Source organism: Flavobacterium suzhouense (assembly GCF_042684765.1).
Classification (GTDB): domain Bacteria; phylum Bacteroidota; class Bacteroidia; order Flavobacteriales; family Flavobacteriaceae; genus Flavobacterium; species Flavobacterium suzhouense.
Map to the genome: position 1 here is coordinate 380350 of NZ_JBHUMD010000007.1, position 18845 is coordinate 399194.

The following is an 18845-nucleotide window of genomic DNA, read 5'->3' on the forward strand; positions in this document are numbered from 1 at the left end:
AAAATGCTATATTTGTATAATATTTATTTATAAAAAGTTTTAAAGTCAGTTTAAAATTTCATTATATGTCAAAATTTGGAGAACTAATAAACTCCCAGGTACCTGTACTGATTGATTTTTATACAGAGTGGAATGAGCCTTCAGTATCTATGCATCCTGTAATAAGGGATGTTGCGGCTGCACTTGGCGACAGGGCTAAAGTGATAAAAATTGATGTAGACAAAAATCAGGAACTGGCTGACGCGCTTAGGATTAAAGGTCTTCCGACACTTATGATCTATAAAGACGGACAAATGGTGTGGAGGCAATCAGGAGAGCTTGATGCTAATACAATCATTGGTCTTGTTCAGGAACAGATCTAAGATAAGGTTCCAAAGCTAAATCCCTTTTCTTTAAGATATTCAATAACTTTCGGCAGTGCATATTCCAGATTTGGAAATGCCTTTATACTGTCATGAAAAATAATAACGCTGCCATTGGCGGCGTTTTTTATTACATTGTCCAGGCATTTTTGCGGAGTGATAGTAGTATCAAAATCGGCGCTGAGAACATCCCACATTATTATTTGATATCCGAGGTTTTTTACTTCTTTTGCTTGTTCGCGGCTTATCTTTCCATAGGGTGGGCGAAATAGTTTTGTGTCAATACCGCTTTTATCTATAATAGATTGTCTGCAGGTTTCCATATTCTTCAGATAAGCTGCAGTATCAGTATTCCAGCCATTGATATGGTTATAGGTGTGATTGCCTATAGTATGTCCTTCTTTTATTACTTTTTGGAATACTTCAGGGTTCTTGTCGATGTTATTTCCAATACAGAAAAAAGTAACTTTAATAGAGTGCTGTTTAAGTAGATCGAGTACCCATTCTGTTACTTGTGGTATTGGCCCGTCGTCAAATGTCAGGTATACTGTTTTTTGGGCAGCAGGAATGTCCCAAACATATCCGGAGAATATTTTTTTGATAAGCCATCCTGTTTTTACCCAATACGGTTTCATAAAGCTATTGTTTTTTAAAAAAAAAGATGCAGCACTAATAGTACTGCATCTCAAAGTTAGTAATAGTTGTGTTAACTATTCTTTATCTCTCTTATATCTTCCTGCTTTTTCGTTGAATTCATTGAATTTAATTTTTGCAGTGTTATAGTATTGCTCATCACCATTATCTTTCATAACCCATAGCAGACTTCTGTAACGCTCAATTGCGGTAATAATGTCTATGGCTACAAGGTTTTGGTCACTTACTGAAAGGCCTCTATAAAAGGTTAGGTTCTCCTGATACTTTTTAATCAGAGTGTCAAGTAGTTCATGCGCTTCTTTTTGGTAGCCTAACTGATAGTAGCCTGATGCAAAAGGTTCAAGCAGGGTGTAATACTCATAGAAGTCTACCGGCATTTTAGTCATGGCAAGATCGATGATCTTTTTAGCCTTGTCTTTTTTACCTTCCTTAATAAGCGCCTCCATCAATCGGGCAAGATTGGTTCGGTAGGTAATACTGTTTTTACGTGTCTCCGGGTCATGGTAAATTTTAGGGCTGTCGCTATTACCCCAATCCCAGGACATAACAATGTCATACATTTTATCAGTGTCTATGTAGCCCATATCAAGAGGGCTACCATCTTTAGGGATGGCTGTTCTTACTGGAACAAGTTTAAATACCATGCCATCAAGCTGAAGGTAATCCTTCATCCATAGATAATCATCATCACCAAAGCTTCCTCCGGTAAAATATACCGGTCGCTTCCAGTTATTATTATTGATGATGTCAAGCATCATAAGACGGTTTTTGTAAAGTGCATCACCTTTGATAGTAATATCAATATATGGTGCGATAGAATCGAATTGCTTAGGTGCAACGATTTTGTTCTTGATTATTTCTTCTTTGTTAACCGGTATTCTTACCTTGTTAGTAGGGTAGTAGTTTACAAAGTGACCATTGTTAAGTTCTTTTTTAACCCTTTCATCATCTGATTTAAGAAAATCGATAAAGTTGCTAAGAGGCCATCTGTTTTCTGTTTCAGGTACATAAAGGCTGTAGTCACGTGTTCCCTGTTTATACTGACTTGTCTGGAAGCTAATTGGCATTGGCTCACTCTCATAGGCTTTGGCCTTCATTTGGTCAATATACCAGTCAGTCATTAGTAAACTTGTGTTTACGATCCTCACATCGGTACGGAAGCCCTCGATCTCCTGCGCATACCATAACGGGAAGGTATCGTTATCACCAATGGTAAATAGTATTGCATTCTGGTCACATGACGAGAGATAAGCTTTTGCCATTGCTATAGCAGTATATTTTCCTGAACGGTCATGGTCGTCCCAGTTTTGAGAAGCCATAAGTACTGGTGCGGCAAGTAAGCTAACTACAAGAATAACCGGTCCTGCTACTTTAGGCTGAACATATTTTTTAAGTCCGTCATAGATGGCATAAATGCCAAAGGCAATCCACATGGCAAATACATAGAATGAACCTACAAGGGCATAATCCCTTTCACGTGGTTCAAAAGGTCTTTCGTTAAGGTATATCTTTAAGGCAATACCTGTAAATAGGAATAGTGTGAGTAATACATAAAAGCTCTTAGGATCTTTTTTAGCGTGGAATGCAATCCCTACAAGTGCAAGAATGAATGGAAGGAAGTAATAAGTATTACGTCCTTTGTTTTCTTTCATATCTGTAGAAAGGTTTTGCTGCGAGCCAAGATGAATTTCATCAATTGGGGTTACACCGCTTAACCAGTTCCCTTCGATAATGTCCCAACGTCCCTGAAGGTCATTTTGGCGCCCAGTGAAGTTCCACATCAGGTATCTCCAGTACATGTAGCCAAACTGGTATTCGAACATGTATTTCATGTTGTCTCCAAATGATGGCTTTTCAATGATAAGGTAATCGCCGTAAGTTTTAAGGAATTTCTCGTAATCTTCATAATCAGCCTGTCCTGACTTATATGAAGCTTTAAAGTCGTTAACGATATTTTCTATTTCACCTCTGATCTGCCCCATGGCGGCATTATAATCCTCGTCGCTCATCTGCTCTACGGGTAAACCGTATTTTCTTAATTCATTTTCATAATCGTATGATGGATTAAGTCTGAATTCAAGCGGTTTTGTATAACGCATGTAGTTAGCAGCATGCTCAGTACTCCACATCCTTGGCATAAATCCTTTGTGGTTATCGTCGGTGTTTTGCTTGGCATTTTTGAAATTGTTTACAATAACATATTTGCCGGTTTTGTAATCCCTTTGATAGTTAGGTTTTTCGTCCTCGTATGGGTTGTTTTTGTCAAGACCTGCAAAAGCATCAGAATACATAGGGCCGTAGAAAAGCTTTTGCTCTCCATACTGCTCACGATTATAGTAGGCAAGTACCTCGGCAGCATCCGATGGCCTGTTTTCGTTGATTACTACATTAGCGTTAGCACGGATAGGCAGCATCATCCATGTAGAGAATCCTATAAAGATAAATAGTACACAAAGTAGTATAGTATTATAGAAAGGAAGTTCTTTCTTTTTAGTGTATTGCAAACCAAAGTAAAAGAAAGCAATAATAACAAGTGCCATGAAGATGGTTCCGGAGTTAAAAGGAAGTCCGAAGGAGTTTACCATGAAGATTTCAGTTTTACCGAATAGTGCCATGGTATATGGTAATAATAGTTTGAATATGAAAAGAAGTATCGCTACGATTACAATGTTAGCGATTATAAAACTCTTTACGGTTATCTTTTGGTAGTTTTTAAAGTAGTAGATAAAACCGATGCTTGGAATTGTAAGCAAGGCCATAAAGTGTACACCAAATGATAAACCTACAACCAATGAAATGATAAGAAGCCATTTGTTGCCTCTTGGGGTATGCATTTCCTGTTCCCATCTAAGGCCTAGCCATAATAGTAGGGCAATAAATAACGATGCCATGGCATATACTTCTGCCTCAACTGCATTAAACCAGAAGCTGTCGGTAAAAGTGTAAGCCAAGCTGGCTACCGCAGAGGCTCCTAATATAACAATGGCGTTATTGTTGTTTAGTTCTGATACTTTATTGATAAGATTCTTTAATAATATAGTAAGCGACCAAAACATAAATAGTATGGTAAAGGCGCTTGAAAACACCGACATCATATTTACCATCAGGGCTACCTTATCAGGTCCGGTGGCAAACATCGCAAAGAACGCGCCCATCATCTGGAAAAGTGGGGCTCCCGGTGGGTGGCCTACTTCAAGTTTTGCAGAGGTGGCAATGTACTCACCGCAATCCCAAAAACTAAGGGTGGGTTCAACTGTTAAGGAATAAACAAGTAAGGCAATGGCAAAAACTGACCATCCAAGGATGGTATTCCATTTTTTGAAATTGAATGTTATCATGTAATGATTGTTGTTCGGTGATATCTAATATGCAAAGAAACTATTTTTTTCGTTAAGCAAAACTCAATTTTGTATATAATATGTGTTTTAGAAAGAAAAATCCATCTTTTTTCGAAGCACACTTATTTTATATTTAGTGTAGTTAACGGGGTTTAGGGAAATAAATTGCTGTGATGTATTAAGAGTGCAATTTTTTTAAATTTTTTATTTCTGTCTATCTGATTGTTTATGTTTGTGTTACGGATATGTAAGTGAAAAAGCAGAAAAAAAATTGATTTTTTTCAGTTTAAAAGTTTGCAAAAATGGAATTATGTACTACATTTGCACCCGCAATAAGGAACTAACTGGTCTATGGTGTAATGGTAACACTACTGATTTTGGTTCAGTCATTCTAGGTTCGAGTCCTAGTAGACCAACAGAAAAAGCCTCTCAGAAATGAGAGGCTTTCCTTTTTTTTGGTTCAATTGTAAATTAAAGGATTGTGGGGATAAAAAAAGCGGCTCATGGCCGCTTTTTGTAATAATATAAAGGCTTATCATATTCTGAAAGTGATAACCGGGCGAACAGCATGGTTAACCAGGTCTTCGCTTACGCTTCCGTTAAAGAAGTGGGCAAGGCCTTGTCTTCCGTGTGTGCTCATACCTATAAGGTCGGCATTGATGCTGTTTGCGAAATGAAGTACACCTTTTTCGATGTTTACGTCGTTATAGATGTGTGATGTGTATCCGTTCTTGATTTCAAACTGAGAAGCGAAGTTTTGTATTGTCTTTTCTGCAGCGTGAGTTGATTTGAAATTGTTAGGTGTGTTTATTGATACCAGGTGAAGCTCTGTTTCGAAGCTGTTGGCAAATTCAACCACTTTAGCGAATGGTTTTTTGATCTCATCCGAAAAGTCTGAAGCGAATACGAATTTCTGAGGATTGAAGTTGTCTTCTTCTTTTTTGATAACCAGTACAGGTACGTCTGATGTTCTTACAACTTTTTCAGTGTTTGATCCGATGAACATCTCCTGGAAGCCGCTTGCTCCGTGAGATCCCATTACTATAAGGTCTATGTTGTGTTTTTTGCTGTGCCCTATGATGCCTTCAAAAGTTTTTTCAAACTGGATGGCTTCTACTACATTAATGCCGGCTAAATAAGGTTTGTTTACAAACTCCTCGAAGCGCTCTCTGGTCTTTTCCATAAAGAACATAACTTCAGGCAGGTCTGTGCTGCTTCCTACTGCGTTACTTTCGCCTATTCCGTCGCTGGCAAGAGCCGGTAGCTCCAGCATGTGTAGAAGGAATATCTCGCCGTTATTTTTGCGTGCTATCTGAGCGGCAACTTTAAGGGCGTATTCTGCATGGGCTGAAAAGTCGGTAGGGACTAAAATTTTCTTCATAATTTATGATGTATAGTTAACAAAAATTTGGGTGGAAATTTAATATCATAAAGGTAAGAATTAAAATTGCATTATCCAATGATTTTCAAGATATAAAAAAAAATACTATATTTGCATCGTTATTTACTAAATACTAAATAATGAGGGGACGGGAGTCCCCTCTTTTTATACAGATATGACATTTAAGGAAAAAGTTGCAGACTTGCTAAAAACAGCTCTTGAGGAGCGTCCTTCGTTGTTTTTAATCGATTTTTCCATTACCGGTGCAAACAAGATAATGGTAACGCTTGATGGTGATAACGGAGTAAATCTTCAGGATTGTATTGATATTAGCAGGGCAATTGAGCATAACCTTGACAGGGAAGAAGAAGATTTTTCGCTGGAGGTTGCTTCAGGTGGGGCGGCAAGCCCGCTTAAAATGCCAAGGCAGTTCAGAAAAAACATTGGCAGAACATTAAGTGTAAAAACCGCTACAGAACAGATTGAGGCTGAAATTACCGATGCTAATGATGAATTTATAGTGTTGGAGTGGGAAGCCCGCGAACCTAAAAAAATAGGTAAAGGAAAAGAAACTGTCCAGAAAAGGCTTGAACTGCCTTATCAGGATATTAAAGAAGCAGTTGTTGTAATAAAATTTTAAAAAAATAAGAAAGTTGGCATGGAAAATCTCGCGTTAATAGATTCGTTTTCAGAGTTTAAGGACGATAAGCTTATAGACAGAGTAACGCTTATGGCTATCCTGGAAGATGTTTTCAGGAATGCACTGAAAAAGAAATATGGTTCGGATGATAATTTTGATATCATCATAAACCCGGATAAAGGGGATATGGAGATATGGAGAAACCGTGTGGTGGTAGCTGATGGTGAGGTGGAAGATCCTAACCAGGAGATATCGCTTTCTGAAGCAAGAAAAATTGAACCGGATTTTGAGGTTGGTGAAGATGTGTCGGAAGAAGTAAAGCTTATCCAGTTAGGAAGAAGAGCGATACTTGCACTACGTCAAAACCTTATTTCTAAGATCCATGAGCATGATAATACTAACCTTTATAAGCAGTTTAAAGACATTATAGGTGATATTTATACTGCAGAAGTGCACCATGTTAGACCAAAAGCTGTAATTTTGGTGGATGATGAAGGAAATGAGATTGTGCTTCCTAAAGAAAAACAAATACCATCTGACTTTTTCAGAAAAGGAGATAACGTTCGTGGAATTATAGAAAGCGTTGAGCTTAAAGGTAATAAGCCACAGATCATCATGTCAAGAACATCTGAGCTTTTCCTTGAGAAATTATTCGAACAGGAAATTCCGGAAGTATTCGATGGTCTTATCATGGTTAAAAAAGTGGTAAGGATTCCCGGAGAGAAAGCAAAAGTTGCTGTGGATTCTTATGATGACAGGATTGATCCTGTAGGAGCTTGTGTTGGTATGAAAGGATCGCGTATCCATGGTATCGTTCGTGAGCTTGGTAACGAGAATATCGATGTTATCAATTACACGACTAATACACAGCTTTATATCTCAAGGGCGCTTAGCCCGGCTAAAGTATCATCGATTAAAATTGATGAGTCTAATAACAGAGCTGAAGTTTTCCTTAAGCTGGAGGAAGTTTCTAAAGCAATCGGACGTGGCGGACACAATATTAAGCTTGCAGGTCTTTTAACAGGTTATGAGCTTGATGTTATTCGTGAAGGAAATGCTGCAGAAGATGAAGATGTTGAATTAACTGAGTTCTCTGACGAAATCGAAGGATGGGTGATAGAAGAATTCGCAAAAATAGGTCTGGATACCGCAAGAAGCGTATTGAACCAGGATGTACAGGATCTTGTAAGAAGGACCGATCTTGAAGAGGAAACAATACTTGAGGTAATGAGAATCCTTAAAGAAGAGTTTGAAGATTAAGAAGGTTTAAATTTACAAGCCAGTACAACACCGAAGATAAAATTAAAAAGATTGTATGTCTGAAGAAAGAGCAATAAGAATAAACAAAGTATTAAGGGAATTAAATATTTCGCTGGACAGAGCCGTGGAATATCTTAAGGACAAAGGGCACGTAATTGAGTCGAGTCCTAATGCTAAGATATCCAATGAGGAATATAATGCCCTTTTCAATCAGTTTTCTGCCGATAAAGGTAAGAAGGCGGCTTCTCTTGAAGTAAGCGAAGAAAAACGCAAAGAGAAAGAAGCACTTCGTATCGAAAGAGAAAAAGAGATTGAGGATAAAAGGAAGCAGGATGAAGAAAGGCAAAGACAGGAAGTGATCAAGGCGAGAGCTACACTATCCGGTCCGGTTGCTGTGGGCAAAATTGACCTTGGTACTAAAAAAGCAGAAACTTCTTCAGCCACTCCTGCAAAAGAGGAGCCTAAAGCACCAGTTGAGGAGCCTAAGGTACAACTTGAAGCGCCAAAAGCGGAAACTCCAAAAGAAGAAGCTCCTAAAGCGGAGATTCCAAAGACCGAAGCTGCTCCTGTAGCTGAAGTTAAAGAGGAGAAGCCAGCAGCGCCTGTTCAGAAACAAGAAGCTCCTGCAGCGCCTAAAGAGGTTGTTGAGAAGCCTTCTGTTGCAGAGACAAAACCACAACCCCAGGCACAGGCACAAACTCCTCAGAGTGCGCCTGCAACCCAGGAGGATGAAAAGATTAAAACGCAATACCAAAAATTAAGCGGTACTACTTTTACAGGGCAGACAATTGACCTTTCGCAGTTCAATAAGCCTAAGAAGAAAAAAGAGGACTTCAAGAAAGATGGTGGCAAACCGGGTACACCAGGTGCTAACCAGCAAGGTGGTGGTGCAAACCATGATAAGAAAAAAAGAAACAGGATTGCTCCTAAGCCGCAAGGGCAGGGAGGTGGCCAGCAGGGTCAGGGTAATAATGGCCCAAGACCAGGCGGAACAGGACAAACTATCCGTCCAAACAACCAACAAGGTGGTAATAAATTCGGTCAAAAGCGCCCAGCTATTGTTTCTAAAGTAGAGCCTACCGAAGAAGAGGTTAAAAACCAAATCCGTGAGACCCTTGAAAAACTTCAGGGTAAAGGAAATAAGTCAAAAGCGGCTAAATATAGAAGAGATAAGCGTGATAGCCACCGTCAGAAATCTGATGATGAGCAAAGAATGCTTGAAGAAGGAAGCAAAGTACTTAAAGTTACAGAGTTTGTAACTGTAGGTGAGGTTGCAACCATGATGGATGTGCCAATTACTAAAGTGATTGGAGTATGTATGTCGCTTGGAATCATGGTAACCATGAATCAGCGTCTTGATGCTGAAACCCTTAGTATTGTTGCTGATGAGTTTGGTTTTGAAGTAGAATTCATTACTACGGATATTGAAGAGGCAATGGAGGTTATTGAGGATAAGGAAGAAGATCTTGTTCACAGGGCTCCTATTGTTACCGTAATGGGTCACGTTGACCACGGTAAAACGTCCCTTCTGGATTATATACGTAAAGAGAACGTAATTGCAGGTGAATCGGGTGGTATTACACAGCACATTGGTGCTTATGGTGTAACGCTTGATAACGGCCAGAAAATTACATTCCTTGATACACCGGGTCACGAGGCGTTTACAGCGATGCGTGCACGTGGTGCTCAGGTTACCGATATCGCGATTATCGTGATTGCGGCTGACGACGATATCATGCCTCAGACAAAAGAGGCAATCAACCACGCTCAGGCAGCTGGTGTTCCAATGATATTTGCAATCAATAAAATTGATAAGCCAACGGCGAATCCTGAAAAGATTAAAGAAAAACTAGCCGGTATGAACCTTCTTGTAGAAGACTGGGGTGGTAAATACCAATCACAGGATATTTCGGCAAAACAAGGTATAGGTGTTAAGGATCTACTTGAAAAAGTACTACTTGAGGCAGAGATATTAGACCTTAAAGCTAATCCGGATAAAGCGGCTGTTGGGGCTGTAGTGGAGGCTTTCCTTGATAAAGGTAGAGGATATGTTTCTACGGTGCTTGTTCAGGGTGGTACATTAAGGGTAGGAGATTATGTTCTAGCCGGTAAAAACCACGGTAAAATTAAAGCGATGCACGATGAGCGTGGTAACAATGTAAAAGTTGCCGGTCCGTCTACGCCAATATCAATACTGGGTCTTGACGGTGCGCCTACTGCGGGTGATAAATTCAGTGTATACGAAGATGAGAAAGAGGCTAAGCAAATTGCAGCTAAACGTACTCAGCTTATCCGTGAGCAGTCTGCACGTACTAAGAAACATACTACGCTTGCAGAGCTTGGAAGACGTATTGCTCTTGGTCAGTTTAAAGAGCTTAATATTATTATCAAAGGTGACGTGGATGGTTCGGTTGAAGCTCTTGCAGACTCATTCTCTAAACTAAGTACTGAAGAGATCGAAATCAAGATTATTCATAAAGGTGTTGGAGCAATTACAGAATCTGACGTATTGCTGGCGTCTGCTTCAGATGCGATCATTATCGGATTCAACGTTCGTCCTTCGGCAAGTGCGAGAACTCTTGCTGATAAAGAGGAAATCGATATCAGGAACTACTCTATCATCTATGATGCTATTGATGATCTTAAGGATGCGATGGAAGGTATGCTTTCTCCTGAACTTAAAGAAGAAGTTACCGGTACTGCTGAGATCCGTGAGACATTCAAAATATCTAAAGTGGGTACTATTGCAGGATGTATGGTTACCGATGGTAAGATATTCAGAAGTTCTAAAATCAGACTTATCCGTGAAGGTGTGGTTATCTATACCGGAGAACTTACAACGCTTAAACGTTTCAAAGATGACGTTAAGGAGGTTTCAAAAGGATATGACTGTGGTATGCAGATAAAGAATTACAACGATATTCAGGAGTATGATGTTATCGAAGCTTACCAGGAAGTTGAAGTTAAGAAAAAGCTTAAGTAATTTTAGCTTATCTATAAATATATCCCGATTGTAGAACAGTCGGGATTTTTTTTGAAGTTTTAAAAATGAAAAAAATATTTTTTGCAGCAGTTGTCTGCTTGTTTGTAACAATAGCTCAGGCTCAAAAAGGGAATGAGAAAACTGTTAATTATCACTTGATATCGCTTGAAGATAAAAATGATATTCCTTTGGATTATAAATATTATGTTGTTGACGTTTATGATGGCAGACAATTTAAAGAGAATATTGGAACGGTACAAAAAGGGCCTTTCAATGCAAAAGTTTTAGCGCGGTTCGAAAAAGAATTTGATAAAGAAGTAAAAGATTATTTGGTAAAGGTGCTTCCCAAACGCGATGGGGTAATGCCAATATCTCTTAGGATTACTGATCTTTATGTTTCTGAATTTACAGGTTCCTTTTCGGAGACGGGTTATGCATCGGTAGTAGTTGATGTTATAATGAAAGAGGATGGTCGGGATTATGTTGTCGCGGCTGTTGCGGCCCGGGTAGAAGGCAATGGTGTGGATGTTACCGGGAAACATGACGAAAGGATTAAAGAAGCATTGTTGAAATGTATAGCCAAATTTGAAGTTATGGCTATGGAGGAATTTATTAAACTTCCTTTTGATGCTAATGAATTTGTTGCGGGCAGAGCGGCAGGGAAGGCTCCGAAAGGGGTGTATGTTTCCTATGTCGATATGCTTAAAGGTGTGCCTTTGAGTAATACTAATTATTATCTGAAAGCAGATGGAAATAAATATTATGTGGTAAATACAACTACTGCGAAAAGAGAGGATAATTATTATGCCTACAGTGATGGAGAGGTGGTTTATCTTAATGTGTCTAAGTATGCCAAAGACGCATATTATGCAAAAACAGATATTGTTGGAGGTAAATATTTTATTGAAAATGTTATTTATGATGCAGATAATGCTGCTTTGATGAGTGCTATGTTTGGACTTATAGGGAAATTGATATTTAACGATGATTATATGCTTCCTATGCTTATGGATGGCAACAGTGGACAGCCATTTTTTCTGTCTAATAGCGAAATAAAAACGCTGCTTTCTCCATACCCTGAATTGCTTAAGGAATATAAGAAGAGCGATAAGACTAATTCAGATATAAAAGCGGTTTTAAATAAGTATTACGCATTACAGAAACAGTAACAAAAAGCCCTGCATTTGCAGGGCTTTTTGTTATATAGATAAATTATTTGTTTGGTTTTATCAACAACGCGTGAGGGTATTTTTTCTTTATATCTACCATTATTTTTTCGGCATCTATTTTTGATTTAAAGTTGCCAACCCATACTTTATATGTTGGGCTTTCAAAAACTATCGTCCCGTCTATGTTTTTAAAGTCTCTTTTGAAGTCTGAGAGTGCTTTTCGGGCTTTGTCATTGTCTCCGTAAAAAATCTGGACTTTATAGCGGTCATTAACAGTTATTGAAGGGTTTATTTTACGTTTTTCCTTTAAAAGCTGTTCAAATCTGGTATCCTGATTCACAGAAACATTGCTCTCCTGAGCATGTGTGTTTATGCTCCAGAATGTAAGTAAAATTAGGCTGGCGAAGTAAGTGTTTGGTTTTAAAATTCTCATAATGAACTGTATTTAACGCAAAAGTACAATATATTATTTTATGGGGCTAGGTGGGATTTATTTAGAATCTTTATAAATTAACTATTAAGATTTATTTAAGGTTTGAGAATAATACATAAGTCGTATTTTTGTGGGAGTTTTTAAAAAAGCATAGTGTTTCTAAGCTAGGGCTTAAAAAACTATACCAATTTAAGTCGATAATCATTTTTAATATGAAAAAAGTGGGTAACCATACTTCGTTTTCAAGAATTTTATTGTTCTGTCTGGCGTTCTCGCTGTCATTTTCCATTACGTCTTATGCACAGGATGCTACGGCACCTGCAGCAGCTCCGGCGGCCGATGCGGCTGCGGCAGCACCTGCTGAAGGGGCTGGTGATCCTGTAAAAGGGAAAGAGTTATTTAATACTCTTTGTGCTGCATGTCACAAACTTGATGCCAAGTCTACAGGGCCTGCATTAAGAGGTGTTGCGGACAAGCATGATCGTGCGTGGATTTACAAGTGGGTAGCGAATAGTAGTGCAATGATAAAAGCAGGTGATCCTGCTGCAGTTAAGCTTTTTGCTGAAAATAACAATGCTGTCATGACTGCTTTCCCGCAGTTGTCTACCGGGGATATTGATAATATCCTTGCGTATACGTCGCTTCCAATTGAGAAACCTGCTGGTGGTGCTGTTGCTCCTGTTGGCGGAGGTGCTTCTCAGGATGGTGGGATGTCTAATAATTTAGTGCTTGGTTTGCTTGTGCTTGTGCTTGCGGTTCTTATCGTAATGCTTGTTATGGTGACTAAAACGCTTAGGAAAGTAGCAGAGGTGAAAGGTTTAGAGCTTCCTGAAACTTCTTCGGTTTCTTTCTGGAAAGCGTATGCTAAAAACCAGTTCCTTGTATTGGTTACGGTTATTCTTCTTATGTTGGCTTCATCATACTTCCTGTATGGTTATTTAATGCAGGTTGGTGTTGATAAAGATTATCAGCCAATCCAGCCAATCCACTTCTCGCATAAAATTCATGCTGGTGATAATGGTATCGATTGTAAGTACTGTCACTCTTCTGCAAGGGTAAGTAAGACTTCCGGTATTCCATCACTTAACGTGTGTATGAACTGTCATAAAAATATTTCTGAATTCCAGGGAGATAAGGATTCTACTTATGTTGAGCATTCAAAAGAGTTCTACTCTGGTGAAATTAAAAAATTATACGATGCTGTTGGTTGGGATGCTACAGCTCAAAAATATACCGGAAAACAAAAGCCAGTTAAATGGGTAAGAATTCATAATCTTCCGGATTTCGTTTACTTCAACCACTCACAGCACGTTTCTGTTGCAGGGGTTGAGTGTCAGACTTGTCACGGTCCTGTTGAGACGTTTGAAGTTATGAAGCAACATGCTCCGTTAACAATGGGCTGGTGTATTAACTGTCACCGTGAGACGGATGTTAAAGTGGAAGGTAACGACTACTATAAGAAAATCCACGACGAGCTTGCCAAAAAATATGGCGTAGTTAAGCTTACTGCTGCAAACATGGGTGGTACGGAGTGTGGTAAATGTCACTATTAATCAATTTTTAAGAAGCTAATATCTATATACAACATGGCATCAAACAAAAAATACTGGCAAAGTGTTGAGGAGCTAAATGAAAATAGCTCTATTGTTGAGACGCTAAGAAACAATGAGTTTGTTGAGGAAATTCCTACGGATGAATTTCTTGGTGACAAGGAAACCCTTGAATCTTCATCAACAAGCCGTCGTGACTTTTTGAAATATGTTGGGTTCAGTACAGCGGCTGCATCGTTAGCTGCTTGTGAGGGCCCGGTTATCAAGTCTATTCCTTACGTAGTTCAGCCGGAAGAAATCATCCCGGGTGTTGCTGATTATTATGCAACAACAATGAATGATGGTTTTGATTTCGCTAATATATTAATCAAGACGCGTGAAGGTCGTCCTATTAAAGTGGAGAATAATGTGCTTGCGGGTGCTAAGTTTTCTGCTAACGCAAGGGTTCATGCTTCTGTACTGTCTTTATATGACAGCATGCGTCTTAAGCAGCCGGTGATTGCGGGTAAACCTGCTTCATGGGAAGAAGTAAATGCTAAAGTTAAAGCTGGTCTTGCTTCTGCCGGAGCTGGTCAGGTTGTAGTTCTTACAGGCACTACTGCTAGTCCTTCAACAGATAAGCTTATTGCTGAATTTGGTGCTAAATATCCAGGATTCAGACACGTTGTTTATGATGCGGTTTCTTCATCTGAGGCATTGGATGCGTTCCAGGCTGTATATGGTGACAGAGCTCTTGCTGATTATGACTTTGGTAAAGCTGATGTTATCCTTTCAGTAGGTGCTGATTTCCTTGGCGACTGGCAAGGTGGTGGATTTGACAAAGGTTATGCGGCTGGACGTGTTCCTAAGCAAGGCAAAATGTCTAAGCATATCCAGATTGAGGCTAATATGTCACTTTCAGGTGCGAGCGCTGACAAACGTATTCCATTGACAGTTACTGAGCAAAAATATGCTCTTGTTGCTATATATAATGCTATTACAGGTGCTGGAGTTTCTGTTCCTGCAATTGCAAACAAAGCTTATGCTGAAGCTGTTGCTAAAGCAGCACAGCAGGTTAAAGCTGCCGGATCAGCAGGTGTTGTTGTGACAGGTCTTGATGATGTAAATGCTCAACTACTTGTTATTGCTATCAATAACGCACTTCAGTCTGCTGCATTTAACCCTGCGGGAGCTCGTCTTGTTCGTAAAGGAAATGCTAAAGCGGTTGCTCAGCTTGTTGCTGACATGAAGGCGGGTAGCGTTCATACATTAATTATGAACGGTGTTAATCCGGTTTATACACTTCCAAACAGTGCTGACTTCGTTGAAGGTCTTAAAAAAGTAAAACTTTCAGTTTCTTTCTCTCTTAAAGAAGATGAAACTGCTTCTATAACTACAATAGCTGCTGCTGCACCTCATTACCTTGAGTCTTGGGGAGATGTTAGCGTTGCTAAAGGATATTATGCTGTAACTCAGCCTACGATCCGTCCGTTATTTAATACAAAACAATTCCAGGATGCATTACTTGCATGGTCAGGTAACGCTCAGGACTACTATACTTACCTTAAAGCTTCTGCGGTTGCTACAGGTAAAACCTGGAACCAGCTTGTTCATGATGGTGTAGCAGTGTCTGAGGTTGCTCCGGTTTCTGCTGGTGCTGCTGATTTCGCTGGTGCTGCTGCTAATCTTGCTGCTGTGAAAGCTTCAGGAAAATTAGAGCTTGTGCTTTATACTAAAACAGGTATGGGTGATGGCCAGCAGGCTAACAACCCTTGGTTACAAGAGTTTCCGGATCCAATCACAAGAGTGTCTTGGGATAACTACGTAACTGTTGCTAAAGCCGATGCTGAAAAGCTTGGACTTGAGAACTGGAACGTTGCCAATGGTGGTCTTAACGGTAGCTATGTTTCTATCGATGTTAACGGTAAGAAACTTGAAAACGTACCAGTAATCATCCAGCCGGGCCAGGCTGTAGGTACTATAGGTCTTGCTTTAGGTTACGGCCGTAAAGAAGGCATGAAAAAAGAAATGACTGTAGGTGTTAACGCTTACACTTTATATAATGGCCTTAACTCATTCCAGTCAGCTACGTTGACTAAAGAAGTCGGAGAGCATGAGTTTGCTTGTGTTCAGCTTCAAAAAACTCTAATGGGTAGAGGAGATATCGTTAAAGAAACAACGCTTAAAGATTTCAATGAGAAGGATGCTTCTGAATGGAATATAATGCCGGTTGTGTCTTACGATCACAAAGAGGTTCCTGCTGCTTCAATCGACCTTTGGGAGTCGTTTGACAGAACTACAGGCCACCACTTTAATCTTTCAATCGATCTTAATGCCTGTACAGGTTGTGGTGCTTGTGTTATCGCATGTCACGCAGAAAACAACGTTCCTGTAGTTGGTAAGTCAGAAATAAGAAGAAGCCGTGATATGCACTGGTTACGTATCGATAGATACTATTCTCACGAAGAGACTTTTGCAGGTGACGTAACGCTTAAAGAGGGAACTTCAGGTTTGATGAATTCTATCAGCACTTTTAATGCGATGGAAGATCCTTCAGAAAACCCTCAGGTTGTATTCCAGCCGGTAATGTGTCAGCACTGTAATCACGCTCCATGTGAGACTGTATGTCCGGTTGCTGCTACATCACACGGTCGTCAGGGACAAAACCACATGGCTTATAACCGTTGTGTTGGTACTCGTTACTGTGCAAACAACTGTCCTTACAAAGTACGTCGTTTCAACTGGTTCCTGTACAACAAGAACAGTGAGTTTGATTACCACATGAATGATGATCTTGGTCGTATGGTTCTTAACCCGGATGTAAACGTTCGTTCAAGAGGTGTAATGGAAAAATGTTCTTTCTGTATTCAAATGACTCAGGCTACTATACTAAAAGCTAAGCGTGAAGGTCGTCCGGTAAACAAAGATGAGTTCCAGTCAGCTTGTTCAGAGGCTTGTAGCAGTGGTGCAATGGTGTTTGGTGATGTGAATTCGAAAGAAGATCCAATCGTTGCTCTTAAAGAGGACGATAGAGCTTACCACCTACTTAGCCAGATAGGAACACAGCCAAATGTATTCTATCATGTTAAAGTTAGAAATACATAATAAGAAGTAATATTAATAAGAAACACTATAAAGGATTATGTCGTCTCATTACGAAGCACCCATTAGAAAACCTTTAATTATAGGTGACAAAAATTACCATGATGTTACCGTTGATGTTGCTGCGCCTGTTGAAGGAAGAGCAAATAAACAATGGTGGATCGCATTTTCAATTGCACTTGCTGCATTCCTTTGGGGGGTTGCGTGTGTAAGTTATACAGTTGGAACTGGTATCGGTACATGGGGTTCAAATAAAACAATTGGCTGGGCCTGGGATATCACCAACTTCGTTTGGTGGGTAGGTATCGGTCACGCAGGAACTCTTATCTCTGCGGTACTATTATTATTCCGTCAAAAATGGAGAATGGCGATTAACCGTTCTGCAGAAGCGATGACGATCTTCTCGGTAATTCAGGCGGCAATGTTCCCTGTATTCCACATGGGGCGTCCGTGGTTAGCTTACTGGGTAATGCCGATCCCGAACCAGTTTGGTTCACTTTGGGTAAACTTTAACTCACCACTACTTTGGGACGTATTTGCGATCTCTACGTACCTTTCGGTATCATTAGTATTCTGGTGGACAGGTCTACTTCCTGACTTTGCAATGCTTCGTGATAGAGCAATTACTCCTTTCACTAAAAAAGTATATTCTATACTAAGTTTTGGTTGGAGCGGTAGAGCAAAAGACTGGCAACGTTTTGAAGAGGTTTCTCTTGTACTTGCAGGTCTTGCAACGCCACTTGTACTTTCTGTACACACTATCGTATCCTTCGATTTTGCTACTTCAGTTATCCCTGGATGGCATACAACTATCCTTCCGCCATACTTCGTTGCGGGAGCTATCTTCTCAGGATTTGCAATGGTAAACACCCTTCTTATCATCATGAGAAAACTTTCTAACCTTGAAGCATACATTACTATACAACATATCGAGTTGATGAACATCATCATCATGATTACAGGTTCAATCGTTGGTATAGCATATATCACTGAGCTTTTCGTAGCATGGTACTCTGGTGTTGAATATGAGCAATATGCTTTCCTTAACAGGGCAACTGGTCCTTACTGGTGGTCTTATGCTCTGATGATGACTTGTAATGTTATCTCTCCACAGGTTATGTGGTTTAAAAAGATCAGAACAAGCATCTACGTTTCTTTCGTAATTTCAATCGTGGTAAACATAGGTATGTGGTTTGAGCGTTTCGTAATTATCGTTACTTCACTTCACAGAGATTACCTTCCATCTTCTTGGACAATGTTCCAACCTACTTTTGTAGATGCAGGTTTCTTCATCGGTACAATTGGTTTCTTCTTCGTATTATTCCTTCTTTATTCAAGAAGCTTCCCTGTAATTGCGCAGGCAGAGGTTAAATCAATCATGAAGACTTCAAGCGAAACTTACAAAAAGTTAAGAGAGCAGGGTGGTCACGATAATCATTCACATTCAGAAAATAATCATCACTAAGATCATGAGTAATAAAGTTATACACGTATTGTACAATGATGATGATATCCTAATGGATGCAGTTAAAAAAACTCGCGCTGCTCATCATCACATTGAAGAAGTTTATACGCCTTTCCCGGTTCACGGCCTAGACAAAGCAATGGGTCTTGCTACAACCAGAATCGCTATTTGCTCATTCTTATATGGTTTAGTAGGTTTGTCGGTTGCAACGGCTATGATGAATTTCATCATGATCCAAGACTGGCCTCAGGATATCGGTGGTAAGCCAAGCTTTAGCTATATTCAGAACATGCCTGCATTTGTTCCTGTAATGTTTGAGATGACAGTATTTTTTGCAGCTCACTTAATGGTTATCACTTTTTATATGAGAAGTAAATTATGGCCATTTAAAAGCGCTGAAAACCCGGATGTAAGAACAACAGATGACCATTTCCTTATGGAGGTTGCTGTTCACGGGGATGAGAACCAACTTGTTTCGTTCTTTGAGAACACAGGTGCTGTGGAAGTAAAAGTAATTGAAAAGCATTAA

The 18845-nt window shown here is 39.6% G+C and carries 13 protein-coding genes and 1 tRNA gene; 10 read left to right on the top strand and 4 right to left on the bottom strand.

Annotation, left to right across the window (positions count from 1 at the left end):
• Positions 1–65: 65 nt before the first annotated feature.
• Positions 66–362, top strand: a complete 297-nt coding sequence (locus ACFSR3_RS06995; RefSeq protein WP_114756316.1) for a thioredoxin family protein — start codon at positions 66–68, stop codon at positions 360–362.
• On the opposite strand, the gene ACFSR3_RS07000 is transcribed toward ACFSR3_RS06995, so the two are convergent.
• Together ACFSR3_RS07000 and ACFSR3_RS07005 are read right to left on the bottom strand one after the other, a co-directional pair.
• Entirely contained in the window at positions 359–997 is a 639-nt protein-coding gene (locus ACFSR3_RS07000) for a polysaccharide deacetylase family protein (protein ID WP_114756317.1), read from the bottom strand. The two genes, ACFSR3_RS06995 and ACFSR3_RS07000, sit on opposite strands and share 4 nt — an antisense overlap.
• Positions 998–1072: 75 nt before the next feature.
• Positions 1073–4354 carry a glycosyltransferase family 117 protein gene (locus ACFSR3_RS07005; protein ID WP_379820327.1) on the bottom strand — a complete coding sequence of 1094 codons (3282 nt, stop codon included), beginning with the start codon at positions 4352–4354 and terminating at the stop codon, positions 1073–1075.
• Positions 4355–4699: 345 nt separating this feature from the next.
• Between ACFSR3_RS07005 and ACFSR3_RS07010 the strand changes: the two genes are divergently transcribed.
• Positions 4700–4770 (top strand) — tRNA-Gln (locus ACFSR3_RS07010).
• 119 nt (positions 4771–4889) lie between these two features.
• On the opposite strand, the gene ACFSR3_RS07015 is transcribed toward ACFSR3_RS07010, so the two are convergent.
• Positions 4890–5735: a universal stress protein gene (locus tag ACFSR3_RS07015; protein ID WP_379820328.1), complete on the bottom strand. Its 846-nt coding sequence runs from the start codon at positions 5733–5735 to the stop codon at positions 4890–4892.
• Positions 5736–5910: 175 nt separating this feature from the next.
• Between ACFSR3_RS07015 and rimP the strand changes: the two genes are divergently transcribed.
• The 4 genes from rimP (at position 5911) to ACFSR3_RS07035 (ending at position 11787) form a co-directional block, all read left to right on the top strand.
• Entirely contained in the window at positions 5911–6375 is a 465-nt protein-coding gene (gene rimP, locus ACFSR3_RS07020) for a ribosome assembly cofactor RimP (protein WP_379820329.1), read from the top strand.
• Between the two features lie 18 nt (positions 6376–6393).
• A complete protein-coding gene (gene nusA, locus ACFSR3_RS07025; protein WP_114756321.1) occupies positions 6394–7635 on the top strand; it encodes a transcription termination factor NusA in 1242 nt (413 codons plus the stop codon).
• Positions 7636–7690: 55 nt separating this feature from the next.
• Positions 7691–10618, top strand: coding sequence for a translation initiation factor IF-2 (gene infB, locus ACFSR3_RS07030; protein ID WP_379820330.1), 2928 nt, complete (start codon positions 7691–7693; stop codon positions 10616–10618).
• A gap of 65 nt (positions 10619–10683) precedes the next feature.
• Positions 10684–11787, top strand: a complete 1104-nt coding sequence (locus ACFSR3_RS07035) for a hypothetical protein (protein ID WP_379820331.1) — start codon at positions 10684–10686, stop codon at positions 11785–11787.
• A gap of 43 nt (positions 11788–11830) precedes the next feature.
• On the opposite strand, the gene ACFSR3_RS07040 is transcribed toward ACFSR3_RS07035, so the two are convergent.
• A complete protein-coding gene (locus ACFSR3_RS07040) occupies positions 11831–12220 on the bottom strand; it encodes an SPOR domain-containing protein (protein ID WP_379820332.1) in 390 nt (129 codons plus the stop codon).
• A gap of 212 nt (positions 12221–12432) precedes the next feature.
• On the opposite strand from ACFSR3_RS07040, the gene ACFSR3_RS07045 reads away from it, so the two are divergent.
• The 4 genes from ACFSR3_RS07045 to ACFSR3_RS07060 are packed head-to-tail and all read left to right on the top strand — an operon-like array spanning position 12433 to position 18845.
• Positions 12433–13773, top strand: a complete 1341-nt coding sequence (locus tag ACFSR3_RS07045; protein WP_379820333.1) for a cytochrome c3 family protein — start codon at positions 12433–12435, stop codon at positions 13771–13773.
• Positions 13774–13806: 33 nt separating this feature from the next.
• On the top strand, positions 13807–16854 hold the full coding sequence (locus ACFSR3_RS07050) for a TAT-variant-translocated molybdopterin oxidoreductase (RefSeq protein WP_379820334.1): 3048 nt from the start codon (positions 13807–13809) through the stop codon (positions 16852–16854).
• Positions 16855–16891: 37 nt separating this feature from the next.
• Complete coding sequence (gene nrfD, locus ACFSR3_RS07055) at positions 16892–18316, top strand: NrfD/PsrC family molybdoenzyme membrane anchor subunit (RefSeq protein WP_114756326.1); 1425 nt, start codon at positions 16892–16894, stop codon at positions 18314–18316.
• Between the two features lie 4 nt (positions 18317–18320).
• On the top strand, positions 18321–18845 hold the full coding sequence (locus ACFSR3_RS07060; RefSeq protein ID WP_114756327.1) for a DUF3341 domain-containing protein: 525 nt from the start codon (positions 18321–18323) through the stop codon (positions 18843–18845).

Bases quoted from the DNA above. Each gene is read 5' to 3' on its own strand.
- ACFSR3_RS07045 (WP_379820333.1), top strand. From the start codon at position 12,433: ATGAAAAAAGTGGGTAACCATACTTCGTTTTCAAGAATTTTATTGTTC.
- rimP (WP_379820329.1), top strand. From the start codon at position 5,911: ATGACATTTAAGGAAAAAGTTGCAGACTTGCTAAAAACAGCTCTTGAG.
- ACFSR3_RS07000 (WP_114756317.1), bottom strand. From the start codon at position 997: ATGAAACCGTATTGGGTAAAAACAGGATGGCTTATCAAAAAAATATTC.
- ACFSR3_RS06995 (WP_114756316.1), top strand. From the start codon at position 66: ATGTCAAAATTTGGAGAACTAATAAACTCCCAGGTACCTGTACTGATT.
- ACFSR3_RS07040 (WP_379820332.1), bottom strand. From the start codon at position 12,220: ATGAGAATTTTAAAACCAAACACTTACTTCGCCAGCCTAATTTTACTT.
- infB (WP_379820330.1), top strand. From the start codon at position 7,691: ATGTCTGAAGAAAGAGCAATAAGAATAAACAAAGTATTAAGGGAATTA.
- ACFSR3_RS07050 (WP_379820334.1), top strand. From the start codon at position 13,807: ATGGCATCAAACAAAAAATACTGGCAAAGTGTTGAGGAGCTAAATGAA.
- nrfD (WP_114756326.1), top strand. From the start codon at position 16,892: ATGTCGTCTCATTACGAAGCACCCATTAGAAAACCTTTAATTATAGGT.
- ACFSR3_RS07005 (WP_379820327.1), bottom strand. From the start codon at position 4,354: ATGATAACATTCAATTTCAAAAAATGGAATACCATCCTTGGATGGTCA.
- ACFSR3_RS07060 (WP_114756327.1), top strand. From the start codon at position 18,321: ATGAGTAATAAAGTTATACACGTATTGTACAATGATGATGATATCCTA.
- ACFSR3_RS07015 (WP_379820328.1), bottom strand. From the start codon at position 5,735: ATGAAGAAAATTTTAGTCCCTACCGACTTTTCAGCCCATGCAGAATAC.
- ACFSR3_RS07035 (WP_379820331.1), top strand. From the start codon at position 10,684: ATGAAAAAAATATTTTTTGCAGCAGTTGTCTGCTTGTTTGTAACAATA.
- nusA (WP_114756321.1), top strand. From the start codon at position 6,394: ATGGAAAATCTCGCGTTAATAGATTCGTTTTCAGAGTTTAAGGACGAT.